The organism is Neorhizobium alkalisoli, assembly GCF_007829835.1.
In the GTDB taxonomy this organism is placed as follows: domain Bacteria; phylum Pseudomonadota; class Alphaproteobacteria; order Rhizobiales; family Rhizobiaceae; genus Neorhizobium.
Genome location: NZ_VIWP01000006.1, coordinates 338,506 through 354,944, shown reverse-complemented (window position 1 = coordinate 354,944; position 16,439 = coordinate 338,506). Strand labels below are relative to the sequence as shown.

18 protein-coding genes are annotated in these 16,439 nt (G+C 60.9%); 12 read left to right on the top strand and 6 right to left on the bottom strand.

Annotation, left to right across the window (positions count from 1 at the left end; all coding sequences use genetic code 11):
- Nucleotides 1-205 precede the first annotated feature (205 nt).
- On the bottom strand, nucleotides 206-1,156 hold the full coding sequence (locus FHW37_RS23330; protein WP_145640813.1) for a glycosyltransferase family 2 protein: 951 nt from the start codon (nucleotides 1,154-1,156) through the stop codon (nucleotides 206-208).
- 350 nt (nucleotides 1,157-1,506) lie between these two features.
- Here FHW37_RS23330 and FHW37_RS23325 point away from each other — a divergent pair, with 350 nt between their 5' ends.
- Nucleotides 1,507-2,025, top strand: a complete 519-nt coding sequence (locus FHW37_RS23325) for a disulfide bond formation protein B (RefSeq protein WP_186458366.1) — start codon at nucleotides 1,507-1,509, stop codon at nucleotides 2,023-2,025.
- Between the two features lie 29 nt (nucleotides 2,026-2,054).
- Here FHW37_RS23325 and FHW37_RS23320 read toward each other — a convergent pair whose 3' ends face one another.
- Nucleotides 2,055-2,612, bottom strand: coding sequence for an HNH endonuclease (locus FHW37_RS23320; RefSeq protein WP_145640714.1), 558 nt, complete (start codon nucleotides 2,610-2,612; stop codon nucleotides 2,055-2,057).
- A gap of 101 nt (nucleotides 2,613-2,713) precedes the next feature.
- Entirely contained in the window at nucleotides 2,714-3,355 is a 642-nt protein-coding gene (locus tag FHW37_RS23315) for a DNA-3-methyladenine glycosylase family protein (protein ID WP_145640712.1), read from the bottom strand.
- Nucleotides 3,356-3,448: 93 nt separating this feature from the next.
- Here FHW37_RS23315 and gluQRS point away from each other — a divergent pair, with 93 nt between their 5' ends.
- Nucleotides 3,449-4,327 carry a tRNA glutamyl-Q(34) synthetase GluQRS gene (gluQRS, locus tag FHW37_RS23310; RefSeq protein ID WP_145640710.1) on the top strand — a complete coding sequence of 293 codons (879 nt, stop codon included), beginning with the start codon at nucleotides 3,449-3,451 and terminating at the stop codon, nucleotides 4,325-4,327.
- Here the strand turns inward: gluQRS and FHW37_RS23305 are convergent.
- On the bottom strand, nucleotides 4,256-5,242 hold the full coding sequence (locus tag FHW37_RS23305; RefSeq protein WP_145640709.1) for a YihY/virulence factor BrkB family protein: 987 nt from the start codon (nucleotides 5,240-5,242) through the stop codon (nucleotides 4,256-4,258). The genes gluQRS and FHW37_RS23305 overlap by 72 nt on opposite strands.
- 70 nt (nucleotides 5,243-5,312) lie before the next feature.
- Here FHW37_RS23305 and FHW37_RS23300 point away from each other — a divergent pair, with 70 nt between their 5' ends.
- The 7 genes from FHW37_RS23300 (at nucleotide 5,313) to FHW37_RS23270 (ending at nucleotide 10,647) form a co-directional block, all read left to right on the top strand.
- Entirely contained in the window at nucleotides 5,313-6,146 is an 834-nt protein-coding gene (locus FHW37_RS23300; protein WP_145640707.1) for an SDR family oxidoreductase, read from the top strand.
- A gap of 69 nt (nucleotides 6,147-6,215) precedes the next feature.
- Complete coding sequence (locus FHW37_RS23295) at nucleotides 6,216-6,419, top strand: twin transmembrane helix small protein (RefSeq protein ID WP_145640705.1); 204 nt, start codon at nucleotides 6,216-6,218, stop codon at nucleotides 6,417-6,419.
- Between the two features lie 12 nt (nucleotides 6,420-6,431).
- Complete coding sequence (locus FHW37_RS23290) at nucleotides 6,432-7,004, top strand: cob(I)yrinic acid a,c-diamide adenosyltransferase (RefSeq protein ID WP_145640704.1); 573 nt, start codon at nucleotides 6,432-6,434, stop codon at nucleotides 7,002-7,004.
- Nucleotides 7,005-7,029: 25 nt separating this feature from the next.
- Nucleotides 7,030-7,776, top strand: a complete 747-nt coding sequence (locus FHW37_RS23285) for a rhomboid family intramembrane serine protease (protein ID WP_145640702.1) — start codon at nucleotides 7,030-7,032, stop codon at nucleotides 7,774-7,776.
- Nucleotides 7,777-7,915: 139 nt separating this feature from the next.
- Nucleotides 7,916-8,662: an electron transfer flavoprotein subunit beta/FixA family protein gene (locus FHW37_RS23280; protein ID WP_145640701.1), complete on the top strand. Its 747-nt coding sequence runs from the start codon at nucleotides 7,916-7,918 to the stop codon at nucleotides 8,660-8,662.
- Nucleotides 8,663-8,688: 26 nt separating this feature from the next.
- Nucleotides 8,689-9,618 carry an electron transfer flavoprotein subunit alpha/FixB family protein gene (locus FHW37_RS23275; protein WP_145640699.1) on the top strand — a complete coding sequence of 310 codons (930 nt, stop codon included), beginning with the start codon at nucleotides 8,689-8,691 and terminating at the stop codon, nucleotides 9,616-9,618.
- 147 nt (nucleotides 9,619-9,765) lie between these two features.
- Entirely contained in the window at nucleotides 9,766-10,647 is an 882-nt protein-coding gene (locus FHW37_RS23270; protein ID WP_145640697.1) for a 3-hydroxybutyryl-CoA dehydrogenase, read from the top strand.
- 60 nt (nucleotides 10,648-10,707) lie between these two features.
- On the opposite strand, the gene FHW37_RS23265 is transcribed toward FHW37_RS23270, so the two are convergent.
- Nucleotides 10,708-12,528 carry a tetratricopeptide repeat protein gene (locus FHW37_RS23265; RefSeq protein ID WP_186458365.1) on the bottom strand — a complete coding sequence of 607 codons (1,821 nt, stop codon included), beginning with the start codon at nucleotides 12,526-12,528 and terminating at the stop codon, nucleotides 10,708-10,710.
- Nucleotides 12,529-12,699: 171 nt separating this feature from the next.
- Nucleotides 12,700-13,380, bottom strand: a complete 681-nt coding sequence (tlpA, locus tag FHW37_RS23260) for a thiol:disulfide interchange protein TlpA (protein ID WP_145640693.1) — start codon at nucleotides 13,378-13,380, stop codon at nucleotides 12,700-12,702.
- A gap of 24 nt (nucleotides 13,381-13,404) precedes the next feature.
- Between tlpA and argH the strand changes: the two genes are divergently transcribed.
- The 3 genes from argH (at nucleotide 13,405) to lysA (ending at nucleotide 16,423) form a co-directional block, all read left to right on the top strand.
- Nucleotides 13,405-14,808 (top strand): argininosuccinate lyase, encoded by a 1,404-nt coding sequence (gene argH / locus FHW37_RS23255; RefSeq protein WP_145640691.1) that lies wholly within the window; start codon nucleotides 13,405-13,407, stop codon nucleotides 14,806-14,808.
- Nucleotides 14,809-14,915: 107 nt separating this feature from the next.
- Entirely contained in the window at nucleotides 14,916-15,122 is a 207-nt protein-coding gene (gene lptM, locus FHW37_RS23250) for an LPS translocon maturation chaperone LptM (RefSeq protein WP_145640689.1), read from the top strand.
- 32 nt (nucleotides 15,123-15,154) lie between these two features.
- On the top strand, nucleotides 15,155-16,423 hold the full coding sequence (gene lysA, locus FHW37_RS23245; RefSeq protein ID WP_145640687.1) for a diaminopimelate decarboxylase: 1,269 nt from the start codon (nucleotides 15,155-15,157) through the stop codon (nucleotides 16,421-16,423).
- Nucleotides 16,424-16,439 lie beyond the last annotated feature (16 nt).

Here is a 16,439-nt window from a genome sequence, read left to right as displayed (position 1 = left end):
ATCGACCCACGAACGGCTGGGAACAGCATAACACGCCGCCCTCCTCCCAAAAATGACCCAAAATGATAGTGTGTCATTTGCCGCGGTTTTGTGACCATACACGGATAAGTATTACTACTGCCTAAATGGCAATCGGCCTCAGCGGCGGAAATATCGCCCGCGACTTACCAATTTCGGTCTTCTTCTTGCGACGAACGTAGAGGCTCTAATAATCCACGGCGCCAATAAAGCCGAGTTCGATGAGCTGTTGCGGTCCGGAATATCGGGCCGACATGTCTCCGTTGAAATCGAGCCCGCCGGCATTTTCGATCTCACGCATCATCGCCTGATAATGCTCCGACCCATTGTAATGCTGCTTGCCTTCCGCGGCCTCGGCGATCTTCTCCCGGTAATTGGTGAAGAACTTGAAATGCAGGAGCACGCCAAGCACATCGACGAAGTTGCGGCCATAGGGCAGCGGCCGGTGCGGGCTGCTGCCGAAATGGCAGGTCTTGTCCCAGAAGATCAGCGGATATTTCATCAGCTCATTGTCTTCGCCGAACCGGCGCTGGCGTGGACCGCCCTTGATGCTGATGCCGCGCTTGTCGATATCGAGCGTGTAACCGCTGGCATCGAAATAGGGGGAATAATGCCAGGGCATGTCGTCCGGCCCCTGATGGCTGTTGCCGGGGCCGCCATACATGTCGAGCATGGGCGCGGCGAGCCGCTTCATTCCATGCTTTTCGAGAGCTGAGATCAGAGCCGGCAGCGGCTTTTCGAAACAGCGGTCGTAGACAAGGAATTCGTCGGAATCGACATTGAGATACCAGCGTCCCAGCCCGTATTCGCGAAAAAGCGCCTCGCGCCAGTTGCGCCCGCGGCGCGCCTCGCCATATCGCAGAGGCGACGCCCAGACATCGACATCGTGCTGATTGAGCAGGTATTCGCGACTGCCATCGGAGGAAATGTCGTCGACGCAGATGAAGCGGGTGACGCCCAGTGCCCGGTAATGGCCGAGGAAATAGGGAAGAAGCAGAATGTCGTTATGGGTGATGAAGACGAGAGGCATATCGCCGGCCGAAAGCGGCGCACCGCGCTTCAGGGCATTCAGCGCGACATCCTGCCGATTGCGCCGCTCGCGGGCGGTGATCCTGTAGGTCTCGTAGCGCGTCCGCAGGCGATCGAAGGAGGCCGGCTTTTCGAGCGAAACGTCTGGCGCAAAGGGATAGTCCACGGATCAGCTTCCTCGATCTTTTAAGGCCCGGATCTGGGCGCCTCCCAGGACGCATGCGGCACCGGCGGGCTTTTCCAGTCAGGTCGTAGTCGACACCATGAAAAATGGCAACGGCGGCAATAGGACGGCACGGCTTCACGAAAAATTGCCGCTACCGCTTGCCACAGCCTGCTCTCGATCATTTACACCACCGCGGCTGTTGTTCTACGACCGTCGCCAGATAGTGAAGTTTTGATGCATGTTTTTGGAAACCGGCTCTCGCCTTCGAAAGACATGCTCACAAGGAGAAGCGCATGGCGCTGACGGACAGCATTCCCCGCACCAAGAACGGCCTCGTCTATTCGGCTGTCGTGACATTGGGCATGGCGGCAACGGTCGGCAGCGCGCTGGCCTTCGAATATCTCGGCGGCTACATGCCCTGTCATCTCTGCCTGATCGAGCGCGATCCCTATTATTACGGCGTGCCGATCGGCATTCTCGGCATCGGCGCTGCCGTCATGAGCCTTCCGCCGTGGGTGACACGCATGATCCTTGTTATCCTCGGCATCATGATGCTGATCGGTGCCGGCATCGGCATTTATCACTCCGGCGTCGAATGGGGTTTCTGGGCCGGTCCTTCCAGCTGCACCAGCGCGGGCGGCTCCGGCGCGACTAATGCCGGCGATCTTCTCTCTTCACTCAACGCCGTCCATGGCCCGCAATGTGACCAGGCGGCTCTCCGCATTCTCGGCCTGTCGCTCGCCGGCTGGAATGTCGTTGCCAGCGTCGTGCTTGCGGCCATCGCTTTCGTGGGTGCAAAAAAGGCCGCTTAACGCGGCCTTTGAAACCTGAAGCAAGCCGATCAGGGCTGCAGTTCCGTATCCCAGTAGAGATAGTCCATCCAGCTTTCATGCAGATAGTTGGGCGGAAACAGCCGGCCATTGTTGTGCAGATCCTGCACGGTCGGCTGATAAGGCTTCTGATGCGGATGCATGCCGGCCTGATGCGGCAGCTTGCTGCCCTTGCGCAGATTGCAGGGTGAGCAGGCGGCCACGACGTTTTCCCAGGTCGTCTCGCCGCCATGGGCGCGCGGGATGACGTGATCGAAGGTCAGATCATCGTGATCGCCGCAATACTGGCACTCGAACTTGTCGCGCAGGAACACGTTGAAGCGGGTAAAGGCCGGGTTGCGGGTCGGCTGGACATAGGTCTTGAGGCTGACGACGCTCGGCAGTTTCATCGTGAAGCTGGGAGAGCAGACCGAATGTTCGTATTCGGCGATGATGTTCACACGGTCAAGAAAGACCGCCTTGATCGCGTCCTGCCAGGACCATAACGACAAGGGATAGTAACTCAGCGGCCGGTAGTCAGCGTTCAGGACGAGCGCCGGCAAGGCCTGCGGGGAGACTGCAATCGTCAAGTGACGCTCCTACCCGATTCGGCATCTATCTCCTCTATATTAGGTCCGTTGTTACAGGATTGTGAAGCCCAATAAATGCAGTGGGATAATGAGATGTGGAGTCACACCAATGGCGTGACATTGCGGCGCATACGCACGGCATAATAGGCCCAGAAAAGCCGGGCCGCGACCGACCGCCAGGGGCTCCAGAGGGCGGCCATTTCCGCCAGAATCTTGCCTTGCGGGCGCGACGGCAGGGCAAATGCATCGGCAACGGCCGCCTGCAGCGCCACATCGCCGACCGGAAACATATCCGCATGGCCACCGCAGAACATCAGATAGACTTCCGCCGTCCACGGCCCGATACCGGGAAGCCCGGTCAGCAGCCGCACGGCCTCGACAGCATCCCGTTCGCCAAGGCCTTCAAGATCGAACTGCCCATCGGAAATCGTGGCAGCAAGATGGCCGAGCGTCTTCGCCTTGGCACGCGACAGGCCGAACGTGGCGATCACCTCCGGCTCAAGCGCCGCATAGGTTTCGGCGGTAACTGGCCCACTCGCAACGATCCGCCGCCAGATCGCATCGGCGCTTGCCCGAGACACCATCTGCGAGACGATGATCGAGGCAAGGCCGGCAAAACCGGGGTCGGCCAGACGCAGCGGCACCGGCCCGGCAACCTCGACGATCGCGGCGAGACGCGGATCGAGCCGTACCAGCTCCTGAAGCGCCGCCTGGATATCTTCGTCGTTGCGAATAATGCTCATCTGCCCGTATCTGCCGCTGAACGCGCCGCATGCCCATGGTGAATCGTCGGGCCGATACTTGACCCGAGGATCCGGATACAAGCAAGTGACGCCATGTCCACCCGATCCGATCGCCCCGTCTTTCGTTTTGCGCCGAGCCCGAACGGTCTCCTGCATCTCGGCCATGCGCTGTCCGCCCTTTTAAACCACGACATGGCGAAGGCGGCGGGTGGCCGGTTTCTGCTGCGGATCGAGGATATCGACGCTAACCGCTGCACGCCGGAATTCGAGGCGGCGATTTTTCGGGATCTCGGCTGGCTAGGACTGTCGTGGGAAAGTCCGGTCCGGCGACAGTCCGAGCATCTCGACACCTATGCGGCAGCACTCACCCGCCTCACCGAAATGGGCCTCGTCTATCCTGCCTTCATGACCCGTGGCGAGGTGAAGGCGAGAGTGGCCACCTTTGAGGCCGACGGTAGGGCATGGCCGCGTGATCCCGATGGCTCGCCACTCTATCCCAAGGATGATCGGCACCGAAGCGAAACCGAGCGCCACGATTTGATCGATAGCGGTCTTCGCCATGCCTATCGGCTGAACATGTCGGAAGCGCTAAAAATCATAGACAGGCCGCTGTCATGGCAGGAGACCGGCGATGGCAAAAAGGGTCCCATCGCCGCCGATCCGGCTGCCTGGGGCGATGTCATCCTGTCCCGCTCAGATGCACCATCGAGCTACCATCTGTCCGTCACCATCGATGATGCGGCGCAGGGCGTGACGCATATCGTGCGCGGGCTGGACCTCTATTCGGCAACCGCCGTGCATCGCCTTCTGCAGGAACTGCTCGGCCTGCCGGAACCCGTCTACCACCATCACCGCCTGATCCGCGACGAGGCAGGGCAAAAACTCTCCAAGAGCGAAGGCTCAACGGGGATCGCGAGCCTGCGCGACCAGGGGCTTTTGCCGGATGACCTCCGCCGACTTGTCGGACTTTGAGACTTCCGCCGATGGCGGATTGGCGGCGGCCATGCGGTTTTGCCGGCGCAGGCGGGAAAACACGGAATAGATCTTGTATTTCATCAGCGCCGCATTGAACTCGGCACCGAGCATGAAGATCACCCCGACCATATACAGAAACACCAGCACGATCATGATCGACGCAAGACCGGCATAGGTCGCGGTGTAATTGGCGAAGGTCGAGAGATAGGCCGCGAAACCGAATCCGAACAGCGTCCAGACGACGATCGTCAAAAACACGCCCGGCAGGATATCGATCAGCCGGCGTCGCCCGGCCGGCAGCCATTTGTGCGAGGCAAGCAGCCCGATCAGAAGAAGCAGGCCGGTGCCAACAAGGCCCCAGTTGGCGGCGGCATTGAGATCGCCGAGCAGCCAGGGAAACCGCGTCTCGGCAAATCGTGCCGCGACCGGCACGGCGAGAAGCAGGATGCTGATCACGGCAAAGATGATGACCGCGATGATGACATAACCGAGGCTGGCAAGACGCGTCACATACCAGGGCCGAGTTTCGGTCATGCGATAGGCGCGGTTGAGCGAAATGCGCAGCGCCTCGACGCCGTTGGAGGCGAAATAGGCGGCAGCGAGAACCGAAACGGTGAGCAGACCGCCGCGGGGAATTTCCAGCACCCGTTGGATTTCAGAGGCGATCGGCTCGGAAATATCGGCCGGCCAGGTATCGAAAAGAAGATGCACCGCAGTCGCCGAAAATCCGCCCGCCCCGAGAAAGCCGGCGAGCGCCGTGCCGAAAATCAGGAACGGGAAAAGCGCCAGAAGGCCGGAAAGCGCCACATGGCTCGCCATTGCCCAGCCGTCGTCCTCGGAAAAATGCCAGTAAGCATCCCACAGAACCTTGAAGGCCAGTCTATGCCAGCGGACGGGACGGTCTTCTTCCAACTATGCAACTCCGTTGAGGCCTGCGGCAAAATATGGGAGGAACGTGACGACTTGTACAGGGAATGAGCGGATGACTGACAGGAAAACGATTATCGTCACGGGCTGTTCCTCCGGGATCGGCGCCTATTGCGCCAGAGCCCTGAAGGCCGAAGGCTGGCGCGTCTTCGCGACCGTCCGCAGGCAATCTGACCTTGTCCCTCTGGAGGCCGACGGGATCGAGGCGATCCTGATGGATTATACGAAGCCCGAGACGATCTCCGCACTGGTGAAAACCGTGCTGGAGCGAACCGGTGGGCGTCTCGACGCGCTGTTCAACAACGGCGCCTATGGCCAGCCGGGCGCGATCGAGGATCTGACGACGGACGTGTTGCGCGTGCAGTTCGAAACCAATCTGTTCGGCTGGCATGAACTGACGCGGCAGATCATCCCGGTCATGCGCGCTCAGGGCCATGGCCGCATCGTCAATTGCTCGTCCATTCTCGGTCTCCTACCCTATCGGTATCGCGGCGCCTATACCGCCTCGAAATACGCACTCGAGGGCCTGACGGTAACGATGCGCATGGAATTGCTGGGCAGCGGCATAGGGGTCAGCCTCATCGAACCGGGCCCGATTGAAACGAAATTCACTGCCAACGCATTGGCCAAGATCAACGAGAATGTCGATCTCGAAGGTTCGGTCCATGCCCAGCAATACAAACGGCAGCTGAAGCGGCTCGATGGCCGCGGCCCGATCAGCCGCCACAAGCTCGGCCCGGAAGCCGTCCATGCCGTTCTCATCCATGCCCTGACCTCGCCAAAACCGAAACCGCATTATCTGGTGACGAAGCCCGCCAAACAGGGGGCGTTCCTGAAAAGGATATTGCCCGCGGAGCTGTTTTATAAGCTGATGCGGAAAATCGACTGACTGAAAGTCGGCTGACTGGGGGAGGTGCACCGGTCAGGAAACATGGCATTGCATGGGAGGAGATAACCAATGTCGAGCTTTACCACCGTCCTTGCCCTGATCGTCATGGGGCTCGTCGTGCTTGTGCTGATCCGCGGGCTTTTCAACATGGTCAAAGGCCAGGATGCCAATCGCTCCAACAAGCTGATGCAGATGCGCGTCCTCTTGCAGGCCGTGGCGATCGCCCTCATCATGATCACGCTCTGGCTGACCGGCGGCGGTCGCCCCAGCTGAAATGAAGATGACATGGTAAAACTCAACAAGATCTACACTCGCACCGGCGACAACGGCACGACCGCACTGGTCTCGGGCCCCCGACGGGACAAGCATGACCTGCGTGTCGAAGCCTATGGCACGATCGACGAGACGAATTCGACGATCGGCCTTGTCCGCCTGCATACGGCAGGGATGGCGGATCTCGACGCAATGCTGATGCGCATCCAGAACGACCTTTTCGATCTCGGCGCAGACTTGGCTACCCCCGATGACGGCAAGCCACTGGAATACGAGCCGTTGCGCATTGTCGAAGCGCAGACGGACAGGCTTGAGGCAGAGATCGACATGCTCAATGCCGAACTCGAACCGCTGAAATCTTTCGTCCTTCCGGGCGGATCGCCGGCGGCCGCCTATCTGCATCTGGCAAGGACGGTATCGCGCCGTGCCGAACGGCTGATGGTGGCCTTGTCGCGACAGGAAACGGTCAGCGCGGCGGCGCTGAAATATGTGAACCGGCTCTCGGATTTCCTGTTCGTTGCAGCCCGCCATGCCAATGACGGCGGCAGGGCCGATATCTTGTGGGTGCCGGGCAAGAACCGGTAGAACCGGAGCGGGAGGAAGAGAGGCCATGTTCATCCCGCTGCACGACGCCGTCGAGCTCAAGCATATCCGCGCTCAATATGTGACGATCGGCCTGATCGCCGCCAATGTGCTCGCCTGGGCTTTCACGACACTCGCAGAACCGGAAACGGCAGAAATCGCCTCACTCGGCCTCGGCTTCATACCGGCCGTGATATTTCATTATGCCGTACTGGATCCGTCATTGATCGTCGTGCCGACGGATGCGACCTTCATCACCTATGCCTTCCTGCATGTCGATTTCTGGCATCTCGCCTCGAACATGATCTTCCTCTGGGTATTCGGCGACAATGTCGAGGATGCGCTGGGGCATATGCGCTTCCTGATATTCTATCTGCTTTGTGCAGCCGCCGGCGCCTTGGTCCATGGCCTGATCGGCCCTTCGGCGGAAGGGCCATTGCTCGGCGCATCCGGTGCGGTGTCAGGCGTCGTTGCCGCCTATTTCCTTCTGCATCCGCGTGTCAGGGTGTGGGTGCTGGTTCTTTTCCGCATTCCGCTACCGCTGCCTGCCTTCATTCCGCTGACGCTCTGGATCATCCAGCAATTCGTCATGCTCTGGCTTGATTTCGGCGGCATGGTCTCCTGGGGCGCCCATGTCGGCGGCATTTTGACTGGTGCGCTGCTGGTGCTTGTCATGCGCCGCCCAGGCGTGCCGCTGTTCGATCGGGAAATCGTCACGCCCAAAGCCGTGCGGCATAAAACCGCGACGCCACAGGCAGCACCTCTGCGCGAATAGAACTATGAGAAATCCGCAATGCGGAAGGTCAAATCCACGTTGTATTCGGGGCAAAAATGCGTATCCATGTCGCCCACTGACAAATGGATAGGCTGCGGATGTCGCAATCTGCGGCCGGAGATAGTCAAGGAAGGACCCCATGAAGATCCTGGTGCCTGTTAAGCGCGTGGTCGATTATAACGTCAAGATCCGGGTAAAGCCGGATGGCAGCGGTGTCGAGCTTGCGAACGTCAAGATGTCGATGAACCCGTTCGACGAAATCTCGGTCGAAGAGGCTCTTCGTCTGAAGGAAGCGGGCAAGGCCGAGGAAGTCGTGGTCGTCTCGATCGGCCCGGCCAAGGCCGAGGAAACGCTGCGCACCGCGCTTGCCATGGGCGCCGACCGGGCGATCCTGGTCGAGACGGAAGATGCCGTCGAACCGCTCGCCGTCGCAAAGATCCTGAAGGGCGTCGTTGACGCCGAACAGCCGGGCCTGATCATCGTCGGCAAGCAGGCAATCGACGACGACTCGAACCAGACCGGCCAGATGCTGGCAGCTCTGATGGGCGCCGGCCAGGCAACCTTCGCTTCCAAGATCGAACTCGCCGATGGTTCCGCCAAGGTGACCCGCGAAGTCGATGGCGGCTCGCAGACTGTCGAGGTCAAGCTTCCGGCCGTCGTCACCACCGACCTGCGCTTGAACGAGCCGCGCTATGCTTCGCTGCCGAACATCATGAAGGCGAAGAAGAAGCCGCTCGACAAGAAGGCTCCGGCCGATTTCGGCGTCGATACCGCACCGCGCCTCAAGGTTCTGAAGACCGAGGAGCCGGGTGGCCGCAAGGCAGGCATCAAGGTCGGCAGCGTTGACGAACTGGTCGGCGCTCTGAAGACCGCTGGCATCATCTGAGACCGGAAGATTAGGAGTTTTTGACCATGACCATTCTTCTTCTGGCAGAACATGACGGCACGCACGTCTCCGACCAGACCGCCAAGGCTCTGACCGCTGCCACCCAGATCGGTGGCGACGTCCACGTGCTGGTCGCCGGTGCCGGCGCCAAGGCTGCAGCCGACGAAGCTGCAAAGCTGTCCGGCGTTTCCAAGGTCCTGCTCGCAGACGATGCCTCGCTCGCCAACGCGCTTGCCGAGCCGCTCGCAGCGCTGATCGTCTCTCTTGCCCCGTCCTATGACGTCATCATCGCAGCCGCCACGGCTTCGGCGAAGAACGTTATGCCGCGCGTGGCCGCTCTGCTCGACGTGGCGCAGGTTTCGGAAATCATCGAAGTGGTTTCCGCCGATACGTTCAAGCGCCCGATCTATGCCGGCAATGCCATCCAGACCGTCCAGGCCACCGACGCCAAGAAGGTGATCACCGTCCGCACGGCATCCTTCGCCGCTGCCGGTGAAGGCGGTTCGGCTTCGGTCGAAAGCGCTGCCGCTGCGGCAAATCCGGGCGTATCGAGCTTCGTCTCCGACGCGCTCGCCACCTCGGAACGTCCGGAACTGACCTCGGCCAAGATCATCATCTCGGGTGGCCGCGCTCTCGGTTCGTCGGAAAAGTTCCAGGAAGTCATCCTGCCGGTCGCCGACAAGCTCGGGGCAGCCGTCGGCGCCTCGCGTGCGGCCGTCGATGCCGGTTACGCCCCGAACGACTGGCAGGTCGGCCAGACCGGCAAGGTCGTCGCACCGCAGCTCTATATCGCGGTCGGCATTTCCGGCGCCATCCAGCATCTTGCCGGCATGAAGGACAGTAAGGTCATCGTCGCCATCAACAAGGACGAGGAAGCGCCGATCTTCCAGGTTGCCGATTACGGCCTCGTCGGAGATCTCTTCGATATCCTGCCGCAGCTCGAAAAGGCGCTGTAAGGAATTTGAACCTGCCGCAAGTGCGAAAAGTGCTGGCAAAAGGCAGGTTGGCGGAATAAAAATCTGCCGGGCCGCGACAAACGGCCCGGCATTTTTGTGAAAAGCGCGCGGCGGAATTGCAAAGAGCACCGCCAAGGGAGCGAGGAGATGAGTACGGTCATGAAAAATATCGGCGTCATTGGCGCAGGCCAGATGGGCTGCGGCATAGCACATGTTTCGGCGCTCGCCGGCTACAAGGTGCAGATGTACGATCTCTCGAAAGACCGGATCGAAGGTGCTCTCGCCACCATCAACGGCAACCTGGCCCGCCAGGTTGGCAACGGCAAGCTCTCTGAAAAAGAGCGTGATGCAGCACTTTCGCTGATTTCCGGCTCCTCGGATGTCAACGATCTCGCCGCCATGGACATGGTCATCGAGGCTGCGACCGAAGACGAAAGCGTAAAGCGCAAGATCTATGCGCAGGTCTGCCCGGTGCTGAAACCCGAAGCGCTTCTGGCCACCAATACATCCTCCCTGTCGATCACCCGCCTTGCCTCGACGACGGACCGCCCGGAAAAATTCATGGGCATCCACTTCATGAATCCCGTGCCTGTCATGAAGCTCGTCGAACTGGTGCGCGGCATCGCGACCGACGAACCGACCTTCAAGGCTGCCAAGGACTATGTGACGGCGCTCGAAAAGACCGCCACGGTCGCCGAGGATTTCCCGGCCTTCATCGTCAACCGCATTCTTCTGCCGATGATCAACGAGGCGATCTATACGCTGTATGAAGGCGTCGGCTCGGTCGAGGCCATCGATACGGCCATGAAGCTCGGCGCCAACCATCCGATGGGCCCGCTGCAGCTCGCCGACTTCATCGGCCTCGACACCTGTCTGTCGATCATGCAGGTCCTGCACGATGGTCTTGCGGATTCGAAATACCGCCCCTGCCCGCTTCTGGTGAAATATGTCGAAGCCGGCTGGCTCGGCCGCAAGTCGGGCCGCGGCTTCTATGACTATCGTGGCGAGACGCCGGTTCCGACCCGCTGATAGAAGCGCCGTCAGACATCCCTGCAGATATCGAGGACGGGACCCGACGAGGTCCCGTTTTTACGTCCGCTTGCCGGCACGGCTTTCCAGCATCCGCTCGAACGCCTTCTGGATACGGTTCACATGCGGGGTTTTGTATTCGAAACCCTCGTTATGCAGGTGGATCAGCATCGAGGCATTGACCTCGAAAACCACCACCCTGCCTTCGGCATCGAGCCCGCAATCGATCCCAAAATAATCGAGCCCGACTTCGCGGCGGATGGCATTGAGCGCCGCCATCGCCTTCGGACCGAAGACCGAAGCCGGCGCGTTCAGGAAGGCCGCCTCTTCCTCGCGCATCCATTCCACTTCACCCATCCGGGTAGAAGCATGATGCACTTTCCAGCCATCACCGATCGCCAGATGATAGGGCAGGATCTCGTCGCCGACAAAAAGGAAACGATATTTGCGGAAGTGGCCGTCCGCCGAACTGTAATCGACATAGCGGGTGAGATAGAGCATGTGCTCCCCGGCCTCGTCAGCAAACTGCAGAAGCGCACGTGAATTATCGACCAGTTCCATCATGTCGCCGCCATGGGTGCCGGCATGCCGGATGATCACGGGAAACGCATCGATACCGCCCGCCTCGACAAGCTGCTGCAGGCCTGCACGGTCGGTGCGCAGGGTCCGCGGCATGACCAGACCTTCGATACCGGCAAGCCGCTGCGCCATCGTCTCCCGGTCGGTGCCGACAATCCGGTGCGGATCGTTGACCACGGGCTTCTTCAGCCGATCCGTCAGCGCCATCACTTCTGAAACAATGGCCTCGCCTTCGCCTAGATCCATTTCGGAAACAAGGTTGACGACGACATCGGCCCGGGCGTCGATCATCTCGGCGTCATAACGATACCCGAGCAGGATGATGAAAACCTCCGTATCGAAGGCACCGTCCTTGATCAGGTCCTCGTAGGGCGTATTGCCGCCAAAGGGCGAAAACAGCATGACCGCCCTGAATTTTGCCGGTTGCTGCCGCGCCGGATAGGATCGGGCGGCGCCCTGATTGGCCACAGCAGTGAAGCAGAACGTCGCGGCCTGCCGGTTGCCAAGCGAAAGCTCCAGATTGCCGCACAGCATCAGCACGTCACGATCATTCGGCCGCAGCCGCAAAGCGTCCTGCGCGCAGGCGAGTGCCTGTTCCTTCTGCTTGCCCTCCTTCAGCGCCACCGCCTTGTTATAGAGGCAATGGAAATCCTGCGGCTCAAGCCGGAGCCCCATGTCATAGGCGGAGATCGCCTGCGGAATGCTGCGGAACTGCTGCAACAGATCGCCGAGCCGTGACCACGCCGTCACCTGCCCGGGCAAGGAGCGACAGGTCGCAAGCGCCGCCTCGATTGCCGCGGCAAGATCGCCCATCGCCTCGAGGAGATGGCTGCGCTTGGCAGCTGCGAGCGCGTGATTGGGATCGAGCGAAAGTGCCTTGTCGAGGCTTTCAAGCGACTCCTGCTCCCGGCCCAGTTCGGAGAGCGCCAGTCCGCGACGATACCATGCATCGGCATCCCCGGGCTTCACGGAGATGGCGCTTTCGAAAGCCTTGAATGCCGAGCCATGGGCTCCGGAATTTTCATGCGCCATGCCGAGGCCCATGATCGTGCGGAATTCACCCGGCTTCAGCAGCAGCGATGCCTCGAACCAGCCGGCCGCCTCCTTCGGCCGATCGACCTGCAGCAGAAGGAAGGCGAGCGTGTTGCAGGCCACGGCCTCCTTGCGCACAAGGTCCGCGACCGCCAGCAACTGCCGCATCGCTCCCTCATGATCGCCTGCGCCCATCAGGTCGGAGACCTTGCCGAGAATGGGGACGAGCGGAGAGACACCGGATGCGGCGCGCGGAAATGGGCTGGTCATGAAATGGATGGCCGATGCTGCAGAGTTCAAAGAGGGCCGCATTATCGGAGCCGGGGCTTAATCCGGGCTGATCAAAACCGGCCCGCGCCGGTTGCACCACAACTGTAAAATCCGCCGCGGCGCAGCATGAAACCACTCAGGGTTGCTTTTGCAATAAAAGCCGTTCGGTCTTTACAAGCCGATCGCCGCCTTGACCAGCGCCTTGGCGTCCGGGCTATCCCAGGCAGCCGGGCCGTTCATGGACGAGATCAGGCAACCTTTTCGGTCAAGGATCAAAGTCGCCGGCAGGCCGAAGGCAAGGCCTTCCTTCTTCAAAACATTGAACACGCCCATCGAACTGTCGCGGTAGAAGCCGAGATCGTCGATCTTGTAATCGGTCAGAAAATTCCTCGGCTTGTCGTCGCTGCCGGTATCGATATTGACGGCGACGACCTCGAAATCCTTGCCGCCAACTTCCTTCTGCAGCGCGTTCAGCGCCGGCATTTCCTCGCGGCAGGGGACGCACCACGTGGCCCAGAGATTGAGAAGCACCGTCTTGCCGGCAAAATCGGCGGTCTTCAGCTCCTTGCCGTCAGCACCCTTGAAGACGAGACTGATCGGCCGCGGCGGTTGGGCGGCCACCATCGCTGCAACCTGGCCCTTTGAGAATTGCGAAACCGACTTCGCCGTCTCGACAGCGCCCTCGCAGGCACCGGAAGAGCTGGAAAAGAGGCCGGCAACGCCACCATCCGCACCATTGCCAGACCCTACATTCCTCACGTATACCGCCACGGCGCCAGCAAGAATTCCTGCAACGGCGGCAATCACGATCAACTTGGCGGACGGAAGGCCGAAAGGTCTCTTGGTCGTCATCAGTCACTCCAGGGTATCAGACGCATGGCCGAAAGCACGAAGGACGCGACATCTTCCAACCAGATGTGGGGCGGGCGCTTCGCTTCCGGGCCGGACGCGATCATGGAGGAGATAAATGCCTCGATCGGTTTCGACAAGAAGCTCTACGCCCAGGATATCCGCGGCTCGATCGCCCATGCGACAATGCTGGCCGAAAAGGGCATTATTTCGGGCGAAGATAAAGAGAAGATTGTCGAGGGTCTGAACACGATCCTGTCAGAGATCGAAGCCGGCAAGTTCGAGTTCTCGCGCAAGCTCGAGGACATCCACATGAACATCGAGGCGCGGCTGGCGACCCTGATCGGCCCCGCCGCCGGACGCCTGCACACCGCCCGCTCGCGCAACGACCAGGTGGCACTCGATTTCCGCCTCTGGGTCAAGGAAGAGCTTGCCAAAACCGAGCGCATGCTGACCGACCTGATCGCCGCCTTCCTCGACCGCGCGGAAGAGCATGCCGACACCGTCATGCCCGGTTTCACCCATCTGCAGACCGCCCAGCCGGTCACCTTCGGCCATCACTGCATGGCCTATGTCGAAATGTTCGGCCGTGACCGCGCCCGCGTGCGCCATGCGATCGACCATCTCGACGAAAGCCCGATCGGCGCCGCAGCGCTGGCCGGCACGCCCTACCCGATCGACCGCCACATGACGGCAAAGGCGCTCGGTTTCCGCGAGCCGACCCGCAATTCGATCGACACTGTCTCCGACCGCGATTTCGCGCTGGAATTCCTCTCGGTCGCGGCGATCTGCGCCGTGCACCTGTCGCGCCTTGCCGAAGAGATCGTCATCTGGTCGACGCCGCAATTCGGCTTCGTGCGCCTGTCCGACGCATTCTCGACCGGCTCGTCGATCATGCCGCAGAAGAAGAACCCGGATGCCGCCGAACTGGTGCGCGCCAAGACCGGCCGTATCAACGGCTCGCTGGTGGCACTCTTGACCGTCATGAAGGGCCTGCCGCTCGCCTATTCCAAGGACATGCAGGAAGACAAGGAACAGGTTTTCGACAGCGCCGAGAACCTGGAACTGGCGATCGCCGCGATGACCGGCATGATGCGCGACATGACGATCCGCACCGACAAGATGCGTCAGGCTGCCGGCGCCGGTTTCTCGACGGCGACCGATCTTGCCGACTGGCTGGTCCGCTCCGTCGGTTTGCCGTTCCGTGATGCGCATCACGTCACTGGCCGCGTCGTGGCGTTGGCGGAAAGCAAGGGCTGCGATCTCTCCGAACTTTCGCTGGAAGACCTGCAGGCGATCAACCCCGCCATCACCGACAAGGTGTTTGACGTTCTTTCGGTCGATGCCTCGGTTGCCAGCCGCACCAGTTTCGGCGGAACGGCACCGGCAGAGGTGCGCAAGCAGATCGCATGGTGGCGCGCCCGCAACTAAGGGCGTGCAACTCATCGCGATCACGCCCCAACGAAGCATGAATGATACTGCACAAGCGTGCGGAACTTCGCTATGACAGGTTCCGCAGCCGTGCCGGAGAAAAGTGAATGTCGAAATCCTTGCTGAAAATCGCCCGCGTGACCTTGCTGATGGTTGTTGCCGGCGCTGTCGTCACCAGCTGCGGCCGAAAGGGCGACCTCGACAAGCCGAGCACGCCGCTGGAACAGCAGAACATCCGCAAGCCCGGCAATCCCGGCACGCGCAAGGCCGATCCGGTTCCGGAAAAGCCGTTCCTGCTCGACCCGCTCCTGTAATTCCCGACATATCCCAGTTTCCAGGCACAGCCGTGAACCATTTCCAATATATCGACGGCGTGCTGCACGCCGAAAACGTTGCAATCACCGATATCGCCAAGACGGTCGGCACGCCCTTCTACGTCTACTCGACCGCAACGCTGGAGCGCCATTACAAGGTGTTCGCGCAGGCATTTTCGGATGTCGATGCTATGGTCTGTTATGCGATGAAGGCCAATTCCAACCAGGCTGTGCTGAAGACGCTAGCAAAGCTTGGCGCCGGTGCCGACGTGGTCTCCGGCGGCGAATTGCGCCGCGCGCTGGCCGCCGGCATTCCGGCAAGCCGCGTCGTGTTTTCCGGCGTCGGCAAGACGGTGGCCGAGATGGATCTGGCGCTGGAAGCCGGCATCTACTGCTTCAACATCGAATCCGAGCCGGAACTGGAAGTCCTGAACCTGCGCGCCATAAAGGCGGGCAAGAAGGCCCACGTCTCCTTCCGCATCAACCCGGATGTCGATGCCGGCACCCATGCGAAGATCTCGACCGGCAAGAAGGAAAACAAGTTCGGCATCGCCTATCAAAAGGCGCGTGCGGTCTATGCCCATGCGGCGACGCTTGCCGGCATCGAAGTCACCGGCATCGACATGCATATCGGCAGCCAGATCACCGAGCTGCAGCCTTTCGAGGACGCCTTCCGCCTGCTGCGCGAACTGGTCGAGACCCTGCTTGGCGATGGCCATGCGATCTCCCATGTCGATGTCGGCGGTGGTCTCGGTATTCCCTATCGCAACGACAACAACCCGCCGCCCTCGCCCGACAATTACGCCGAGACGGTAAAGCGCCAGCTGCGCACGCTGAATTGCCGGATCGTCATGGAGCCGGGCCGCCTCATCGTCGGCAATGCCGGCATGCTGGTGACCGAGGTGATCTATGTGAAGGACGGCGGCGAAAAGGCCTTCGTCATCGTCGACGGTGCGATGAACGACCTCATCCGCCCGACACTCTATGAAGCCTACCATTCGATCCAGCCGGTCGTCATGCCCTCTGCCGATGCGCCGCGCATCAAGGGCGATGTCGTCGGCCCCGTCTGCGAGACGGGCGACTATCTGGCACTCGATCGCGAGATGGCGGAACCGAAGCCCGGCGACCTGATCGCCGTCGGTTCGGCCGGCGCTTACGGCGCCGTTCAGGCCGGAACCTACAACTCCCGCCTGCTCGTGCCGGAAGTGCTGGCCAAGGGTTCGGAATTCCATGTGATCCGCCCGCGCGGCACCTATGAAGAGCTGATCGGCCTCGATTCCGTCCCGGCCTGGCTCGGCTGAGCGGTCAACCACCGTT